This window comes from Elstera cyanobacteriorum (assembly GCF_002251735.1).
GTDB classification, from domain to species: Bacteria; Pseudomonadota; Alphaproteobacteria; order Elsterales; family Elsteraceae; genus Elstera; species Elstera cyanobacteriorum.
In genome coordinates this window covers 1-9270 of the sequence record NZ_NOXS01000018.1, presented here as the reverse complement: position 1 = coordinate 9270, position 9270 = coordinate 1, and the positions used below count along the sequence as shown (strand labels likewise).

Genomic DNA, 9270 nt, shown 5'->3' with positions numbered 1-9270 from the left:
TGAGCTTCTCTCGCTACGGCAAAACGCACGGTAATTCGAGGTGACCACCTTTGATTGCGCGGGATTGGGCCGTGGGCGTGGCCTGCGGCGTCAGCCCGGTTATGGTGGCGGACTGTTCCCGCTTCAGATAATACGTCTTTCTATGGAACGGCAATCCGAGGAAGGGCTTGGTCGTGACTGTCGAACAAATGAACGGCGGCGGGATCGATCCATGCAGAAACCTGGCTGCCGACGGCGAAGGTGGTTTCGCCCGGCGCCTCGACCGTAATCCACGCGCCGTCAGCCAGCGTGCCATACAAGAAAGTCTGACTGCCGAGGCGTTCTACGGCCTGAACACTCAACTTAAGCTCGGTCCCGCCCTGTGGAGTGAGGCTTAGGTGTTCCGGACGAATCCCGAGGGTCAACCGGCCTGTTGGCGCCGAGGGGCCATTCGGTAGGCGTGGAATCAGCAAATTATCGCTTGTTCCCAAAGTAACGGTGATCCCGTTTTCGCCAACCGAGGCAAGCACAACAGGGATAAAATTCATTGCTGGAGAGCCGATAAAACCAGCAACAAATTTATTGGCTGGTGCATGATATAATTCTAACGGGGCGCCGACTTGTTCAATACGCCCTGCCCGTAGCACCACGATTTTATCGGCCAAAGTCATGGCTTCTACTTGATCGTGTGTGACATAAACCATTGTCGCATTGAGTTCGCGGTGTAGGCGGGCAATTTCAATGCGCATTTGGACGCGTAACGCCGTATCAAGGTTTGATAGGGGCTCGTCGAACAGAAAAACCTTCGGATCGCGCACAATGCAACGACCGATCGCGACCCGCTGACGCTGGCCGCCCGAAAGCTGGCGCGGACGCCGGTCCAACAGGGGTTCGAGCTGCAAGATACGGGCGGCTTCAGCCAAGCGCCGCGCAATATCAGCTTTTGGCATTTTTGCCATCCGCAGCCCAAACGTCATATTCTCCGCGACCGTCATGTGCGGGTACAGCGCATAGGATTGGAACACCATCGAGGTACCACGCTCGACCGGCTGCAGATCGTTGGCGCGCACGCCATCAATGAGCAGATCGCCAGAAGAAATCTCTTCAAGCCCAGCGATAATGCGCAGCAGGGTAGATTTACCGCAGCCCGATGGCCCGACGAAAACGACGAACTCGCGTGAGGCAATGCTAAGGTCAATGCCATGCAGCACATCAACCGTACCGAAGCTTTTGGCGAGCTGGGAGAGCGTTACATCAGCCATTTATTCAACTCCCATCGGATCATGAGACGGAGACCGCTCCCAAGCGGCGATTTGCTGCGGCAACACGCGTGCGCCGCCGATACGATAGCGAACCCCTGATGCCCCTTCGACGGGGCCATGCCAGGGATCAGACCCATAATTGAAGGCGAAGGTCAGCGATCCCCGACGGCGCAGGCGCACGGTTTCAGGAACCGGGTGCAGCGTTAATCCCACGGCCTCCGCCCAAGGGGCGAGCACCGCCCTTAGAAAGTCACCGTCCGGTAAACCATGCCAGCTATAGACACGCCCCGCGCCATGGCGCTGTTCGCGTAAAGCGGGCCAACCATCGTTAAAGGTGGCAAGGACTTTCGCGCCGCCCTCCGTCGCTTCGCGCCAGCCGCGCGTTTGATAGGTTTCGCCATGCCATGTAACGGGCTCGGCAAAAGCCGGGTCGAGCGATTCAACGCGCTCAACCCGGAAACCCGCTAAAGTAGCCAAGGCCCCCGGGGCCAGGTTACTCGGGATATGGAGGTTTTCGGTCTTGGAGCCAACACGCGGCCCCAACACCAGCGTCGCGCCCGACGCGACCGCCTGCGCCAAGCGCGCAGCCAGAGCGTCCGAAACCAAGGGTGAGGCAGGAGCCAGGATCAAACGATACGCGCTCGGATCCCCATCCGGGCTGACGAAATCGACATCCAAACCCAAACGCCTTACGGCCTGATACCAGTCGAAGACGATATGCTTAAAGGAATATTCCCGCCCTTGCGGATGGGCGGTCAGCAACCAGTCCGCGGCATAGTCAAAAAGAATCGCGACAGGGGCAGGTTCTGTATCCGGCATTGGCAGATCGGCCGCTTCGACAGCAACCGCCCCGGCTTCGGCATAGCCCGGCGCGGGTTCGCTATCGGGCCGTAATAAACCGGCGTGCATTTGCTCCTGGGCGAACGGAACCTGACGCCAGCGGAAATAGGTGACGACTTCCGCCCCATGGGCGAACGCTTCCCATGTCCAGAGCCGCACCATCCCGGGCAGCGGCGCGGGATTGTGAAAAGCCCAATTCACCGGGCCGGGCTGCTGCTCCATCACCCACCAGCGCCCCCGGCCAACGGCCCGGTAAAGATCATGGTGAAAAGCGGCAATATCGGGATGCCCGGTTCGCTGCCAGCGCTGGCGCTCTTCCGGCGGCAAGCGCAACAGGGTATCGGTAAAGCCGAGCGGGTAGGAATCCCAGGTGGCGAAATCCAAATCGGCTGCCACCTTGAAATGATCAAATTCGGTAATGAAGCCCATGTAATTATGGCTTAAATCCTGCCCCGGCGCGTGATGACGCAGAATGTCAGCCTTGAGTTTATTGAAACTTACCACCTGATCCGACGCGAAACGGTAGAAATCTAACCACGCGCTTGGGTTCGCTTCAGTGACGGTTAGGTTGGGTAATTCGGCTTCATTGAAATCCCGAAGTTCCATACTCCAGAATACCGTCCCCCAAGCCTGATTGAGGGCGGCGATTGTGCGATAGCGCGCGCGCAGCCATTCTTGAAAGGCCCGGCGTGCAACAGGCGAGTAGGAGCGGATCGTATCGTGACAGCCATACTCGTTATCGAGTTGCCAAGCCATAATATGGGGGTTTTTCCCGTAGCGCTTGGCTAAGACTTCGGTAATGCGCGCTACTTCGCGCCGATAACCTTCGTGGCTGAAATCATAATGCCGCCGAGACCCAAACCCGCGCGGGCGGCCATCCCGATCATAAGCAATCATATCGGGCATCTGGTCGATCAGCCATTTCGGCGGCGTCGTTGTCGGGGTGCCAAGGACAATTTTAAGTCCTGCCCCGCCCAGGGTTTCAATCGCCCGATCCAGCCATTCGAAACGATACTCACCCGGATTAGGCTCAAGCCGCGTCCAGGCAAACTCCCCGATGCGGACAATGCGAATGCCAAGCTCGACCATACGGCGGGCGTCGTCGGCCCATTGGCTCTCGTTCCAATGCTCTGGATAGTAACAAACGCCTAACATTGCTGTGCGTGTCATCATTGAGGCTCTAGTGAGAAGATAAGGGCTTGATCTGGGGCGCGGAGATCGAGAAGAAGGCCGATATTCTGAAGGGCTTCAGCCGATATTTTTTGATCTATAAGCCCTTGCGGCAGCGTGAAGGGCGCGTGCACCTTAGGCTGATAGGTTACGCCCGCTGGAAGATTAGGCAGCTTTACCCTTAGGGGAACTTGGCTATAGCTACGGGATGTGATTGTTACCCGGGCAACGCCGGTCTGCGGGTCTAGCAGCATCCAACCGACCGCCCGGACCTCCGGCAGCTCCAGAAAATGAGTCTGGGCCCGGCCCTGCAGCGCCCGGTCGTCCTTGAAATGGGCAATCAAGGCCGTAAGCGTTACTCGCTCGTCGGGGGTCAGACCGCGAATATCCCATTCGACCCCTAAATGACCGGCAAGCGCGACAGCGCCCCGGGTTCGTAATGGTAAGCGCCGCCCACTCGTATGACACTCGGCAGGCCCAATATGGCTGCCCATCACCTCAGGCGGGAAGAACAGACTGAAGCCGCGCTGGATATCGACCCGGTCATGAGCGTCATTGCTATCGGACGTCCAAACCCGATCTGCCCTGCGCAGAATAGCCCAATCCGCCCGTGCCCCCCCGCTGGCACAGCTTTCGATTTCAACTCCAGGATGGGCGGCACGCAGCCTGTCGATAATCCCATAAAGTGCGCGCGTCTGGGCCGATGTTACCCAGCCGTTGACCGCGCTATGGGCCGGGGCGAGATCGCGGTTCATATCCCATTTTAAGTAGGTAATGGTTGTTTGGCGCAGCAGCCGATCCAAGTGCTCGAACAGATACTCAATGACTTCGGGGCGCGTGAGATCCAGCACCAATTGATTGCGTGCTGTCGGTTGGGCCGCGCCGGGGACATGCAGGCACCATTCTGGATGAGTACGATAGAGATCGCTGTCGGGGTTGACCATCTCGGGTTCAACCCATAGGCCCATTTCCATCCCTGCCGCCTGGATCTCTGCGGCAATGGGGTTAAGCCCTTCTGGGTACACCTGACGATCCGGCGTCCAATCCCCCAGTCCCGCCCGGTCAGACCGCCGACCCCGGAACCAACCGTCATCCAGAACAAAGCGCTCGATGCCAACGTCCGCAGCGGCGGCGATCAAGGCCGACAGGGCAGCCCGATCATGATTAAAATATAAGGCTTCCCACGTATTCAAGTGAACCGGCCGGGGGCGCGTTTGAAGTGGCAGAATATGGGTCCGAAAATGAGCGTGGGTTTGGCTGCGCAGATCGTTAAGCCCGTCGGCCATAAAGATAACCGCATCCGGGCTGCAATAGGTTTCGCCAGCGGCGAGTGTGAGCGCCCCGCCAGCAAAAGCTTCGCCCAGTTGCATCACTCTTTGTCCATCGGGCAGGGCATCAATGCGCAGGACGTGATCCCCCGACCATGCAAGATGCGCCGCCGTGATCCAGCCAGTCTGATCAGAAAACCCCGGCGTTCCACAGACAAGGGCAGGAAAATCATCATGACCAGGCCGCCCCCGGCGACAGGCCCGTTCGAAGCTACCGGCGGGCAGGCTAAGTCGGGGGGTTTGGAACTCATGGCACCAAGTGCCGCTAAACGTGAGGATCTCGGCGGCGTCGGAGGGCAGGGGTACCGTGACGGCGGCGCAGCGCAGCAGGATGAGCGGCGCGTCTCCTTCATTCGTGACCCGCGCGGAAACCGTAAGCCCCCCGCTGTCGGCAAGCGAGAGCGATTGTTCCCATCGGATCCCGGCCGCGGTCAGCGTAACCTGCGCCTGGGAGCCGGTTTGGGTTAACTGTACCGCGCGCCATTGTATCGGCGCCAACCCGGCAAACGCGAGTCCCGGCGTTCCCCAATACCCCCAGCCCTCGACTGGACAGAGGGGAATAGGGGGCGGGACGTCGAGCGACGCATTTGGAACCGGGCGACGCTGGAGCGATACGACACTGTCGGTATCCGGAACGAGCGGACCAAAATAGGACCAGCACGGCGCCGCATCCTGCGCCAGAACAAGCTGACGCCGTCCAACGCTCAGCGAAATGGCCGGGGTCATTCCTTCGTTGCCCCCAACGTCAGCCCGGCGATGAAATGCCGCTGCATCATGAAGAAGATCGAGACTGGCAAGAGGGCCGCGATGATCGAGCCGGCAGAAATCAACTGCCACGAGGCAACCCACATGCCCTTCAAGGACTGAAGGCCCGCCGTAACCGGTCGCACCGAATCGGTCTGCGCGAGGATCAGGGCCCAAAAATAATCATTCCAGACAAAGGTAAAAATCAGCACCGCAAGGGCGGCCAAAGCGGGACGGACAAGGGGTAGAATGATTCGAAAGAAAATATTGACTTCCGAAACACCTTCCATGCGGGCGGCCTCAATCAGCGCATCGGGTAGGGCTTTGATGAAATTCCGCATAAAAAGAGTACAAAAACCAGATTGAAAAGCGATATGAAAGGCAACTAGACCGCCAATGGAATCATACATTCCAAGGCCGATCATCAAGTCGCGTACCGGGATCATTAAGATTTGGAATGGAATAAAATTCCCTGCAATAAACATAGCAAAGAGAAGTATGTTGCCGCGAAACTTATATTTGGCCAAAGCAAACCCAGCCATTGCCGCCAACGCAATCGCTCCGATCACTGTTGGAACTGTGATTAATATCGAATTGAGCAGGAAAATCGCCATCGGCGTCGTGGTAAAGACGGCACTATAGTTTTCAATCAGTAAAAATTTCGATGGCCATCCCCATAGGTTCCCCTTGCTAATATCCTCTAAAGATCGAACTGAGGTCAACGCTATGGCCAAAAGCGGAATTAACCATAGTACCAAGGCAATGATAACTGCGACCCGATAGCTTATGACAGCAAAAGGGCCTTTTGTATGAATTGGCGCAGGGAACATTATTCTGCCTCCTTCCGAAGCATAGAGACGAGGAAGAACGCGATATAAATATCCATAATCAGGAAGAGTACGGTTGCAATCGCCGCACCATATCCCATGCGATAGGCAAAGATCGCCTGCTCGTACATGAAGTAACCCAGCACCGTCGAACTATCGTAAGGGCCGCCATTTGTCATAATGGCAACAAGATCGAAGCTTCGCAAAGCGCCAATCACTGTAACGACAACCGCAATGAACGTCGCGGGCCTGAGTTGCGGCAAGATGATGTTCCAAAACATCGGGAAGCCCTTGCACCCGTCCATTCGAGCGGCTTCGATGAGCTCCGGATTAACGTTATTCAGCCCGGTTAAATACAAAATCATACAGTAAGCAATTTGCGGCCAAAGCCCAGCGACGATGATCGCATATGTCACCATATGCTCGTCGCCCAATGGCGCAATGCTGGGTAGGCCGACGGCGTTCAGGACAACATTCAGCAAGCCGAAATTCGGATCATAAAACCATGAGAAAATGACCCCGACAACCACTTGGGAAATCACAAAAGGAAAGAAGAATAGCGCCTTGATAAGTCGCATCCCCGGCATTTGCTGATTGAGAAAGAGCGCTATGATCAATCCGCCGACTGGGGCCAGCAGATAAAGAATGAGCCATTTAATGTTGTTAACAAGCGCAACGTAAAATTTGTCATCAGAAAATAGTTCTCGATAATTATCCAAACCAATAAAGATCTTCGGCCCTAACCCGTCCCACTCGTGAAAACTGATCCAAACACTCGATAGAATTGGCCAGACGACAAATAGCAAGAACGCAAAAAGGGCCGGGCTGAGAAACATCGCCGGCGCAAGGGTTTTTTCGTGCCGCCGCCAAAAACTGCGCTGCACTGCAGGGCGGGATAGGCTTACGGGAGATGTCATGATCGCGTCCATAGGGTTAAGACTTCTTCGACAGTCTCGAAGAAGCGCGCGTTCAAAAAAATGGGAAGATATACCCCCGAACGCAATTCGAGCACCCATTCCCCCAACAAGTCGAGACCTGCTGGGGGAATGGTCCCCAATCCGCTTTACTGCTTAAAGACCTGCTTCCGACGGGCTTCCAAGCGCGTTAGAATTTCATCGCCGCGATCCGGGATAATCATAAATTCCTGGAATGCTTTCATACCCTCTTGCGCGAGGCTCGGATCGGTATCGCGATCATAAAACTGCGCCGTTCCAGCCGCTGCCGATAACATCTTATATCCGGCCTGCAAGAAACGATCATCGCTCGGCTTAGCGTCTTTGTTGGTCGGGATTTGACGCAGAACAGAATTTAATTCCGTCTGCACGTCCGGACGCATGTAGAAGGCCAAAAACTTCTTTGCATCAACCTTATTCTTAGCCCGTGCCGGAATATGCACTGTATCCGTCGGTGCGTCCTCATACATCGGTTGATCGGCGATCTTCGGGAATTGGAAGAAGTCCATTTTATCGCGAACATCTGCCGGGAATTCCGGTGTAATAAAGTTACCGATCAAATACATCGCTCCCTTTCCCTGGTAAAAGAGCGGTTGTGACTCCTGCCAGGTATATGAAGCGTGGTTTTCGATGAAGTAACCAGGGCGGATTAGCTCAGCCCATTTGTCGAACACATCCTTAACGCCTTTGTCCGTATAAGGGACTTGCCCGGCCATCAGCTTCATATGGTAGTCCATACCATTGACGCGTAAGTTCAGATAGTCGAACCAGCCCGCCGTGGGCCAGAGGGCTTTCGAGCCGATAACGATCGGCGCAACGCCGCTTGCCTTCAGCTTTGCGCAGGCATCAAGAAATTCGGCCCAAGTTTTCGGCGGCTGTTGAATACCGGCTTTTTCAAACAGATCCTTCCGGTAATAGATGCCCCAATTGTAATAGGTATAGGGGACGCCATATTGCTTACCGTCCACCGTTACAGAACCCACGGTCGAGGGCATGGCCTCGGCGCCTTTGTTCGCCGCCCAAACATCGCTGACATCTTCAAAAAGCTTGCGATCAACGAAAAACTTCATCCGTTCGCCAGCATACCAATAGACGACATCCGGCGACTCACCAGAAAGCCAGGTTCGGATCGAGGTTTTATAGCTTTCCTTATCAAAGACGTTCAACTTAACGTCAATGTCGGGGTTTTCTTTTTTGAATTTCTCGATCAGGGCTTCCATGCCCTTACGCGGCGCCGGATCGGATTGATCCGAGTTAATCACCAAAGTCCCCGCCAGCGCGGTCGTGCTGAGGCTAACCGCGAAGAATGCCGTTGTGGCGAAACGCAAAAACTTACTCATTGGTGTCCCCCCAAAAAAATCTCGGCTTATTGGCTTCAAGCGCCGGAGACACAGGCGATCCTAGGTCTCTTCGCAGCGAATGCAGCATCCGATTCACCGAGAGTTGCGACTTTTTGCCGCAATCTCACCGGCGTCTTATAGCTAACAGATTATTGTATGATGAATAAAGAACAATTTTCACCGCTTGAAACGGTTAAAGCTTTTGGGCGATACCAACCGCGAACAGACCTATCGAGATACGCACGACAGCCCCCCCAACGCGGTCGGAGGCGGTCTTGACATGACGAGGTGGGTGCCCGCCCTCCAGCGAAANCAGATTATTGTATGATGAATAAAGAACAATTTTCACCGCTTGAAACGGTTAAAGCTTTTGGGCGATACCAACCGCGAACAGACCTATCGAGATACGCACGACAGCCCCCCCAACGCGGTCGGAGGCGGTCTTGACATGACGAGGTGGGTGCCCGCCCTCCAGCGAAAGGTCACCTCGAATTACCGTGCGTTTTGCCGTAGCGAGAGAAGCTCAGCGCCACTGACGGCCATTCATGCCCGCCTTTCGGGCATTCTGAGTATTTTCAGGTTGCTATGCTGTGTTTTGGCGGCCTTTTGCCGTCATGCGGGCGCATTTCGGGTATCGAGCCAGATGAGCCGACGCATATTGTAGGCGATGTTGGCCAGCCCGATCTTGGTGGTGGCCCGGTCGAGACCGATCGTTCGGACAAATAGGCCCATCCGATCCTTCAGCCCGGCGAAGACGTGTTCGACCTTGGAGCGGATCATCGATTTCCGGGCATTGGCCTTCGCGATGTGGCGGGCCATCGGTTTGC

7 protein-coding genes are annotated in these 9270 nt (G+C 55.8%); all 7 read right to left on the bottom strand.

Annotated elements, in window-relative coordinates; all coding sequences use genetic code 11:
- Positions 1–140: 140 nt before the first annotated feature.
- The gene (locus CHR90_RS00870) at positions 141–1241 is read right to left on the bottom strand and encodes an ABC transporter ATP-binding protein (protein ID WP_094406775.1); all 1101 of its coding nucleotides are present in this window, start codon (positions 1239–1241) and stop codon (positions 141–143) included.
- A complete protein-coding gene (locus CHR90_RS00865) occupies positions 1242–3254 on the bottom strand; it encodes a beta-galactosidase (protein WP_212668577.1) in 2013 nt (670 codons plus the stop codon).
- Complete coding sequence (locus CHR90_RS00860) at positions 3251–5305, bottom strand: alpha-galactosidase (protein WP_094406771.1); 2055 nt, start codon at positions 5303–5305, stop codon at positions 3251–3253. Before CHR90_RS00860 ends, CHR90_RS00865 begins: the two co-directional genes overlap by 4 nt.
- Positions 5302–6153, bottom strand: coding sequence for a carbohydrate ABC transporter permease (locus tag CHR90_RS00855; RefSeq protein WP_094406769.1), 852 nt, complete (start codon positions 6151–6153; stop codon positions 5302–5304). The genes CHR90_RS00860 and CHR90_RS00855 overlap by 4 nt, the downstream gene beginning before the upstream one ends.
- Positions 6153–7079, bottom strand: a complete 927-nt coding sequence (locus CHR90_RS00850; protein WP_094406767.1) for a carbohydrate ABC transporter permease — start codon at positions 7077–7079, stop codon at positions 6153–6155. The genes CHR90_RS00855 and CHR90_RS00850 overlap by 1 nt, the downstream gene beginning before the upstream one ends.
- A 134-nt stretch (positions 7080–7213) precedes the next feature.
- Positions 7214–8443, bottom strand: coding sequence for an ABC transporter substrate-binding protein (locus CHR90_RS00845; RefSeq protein WP_094406765.1), 1230 nt, complete (start codon positions 8441–8443; stop codon positions 7214–7216).
- A 612-nt stretch (positions 8444–9055) separates the two neighbouring features.
- Positions 9056–9270: transposase (locus CHR90_RS00840; RefSeq protein WP_141210833.1), on the bottom strand; the 215-nt coding region annotated here is incomplete at its 5' end.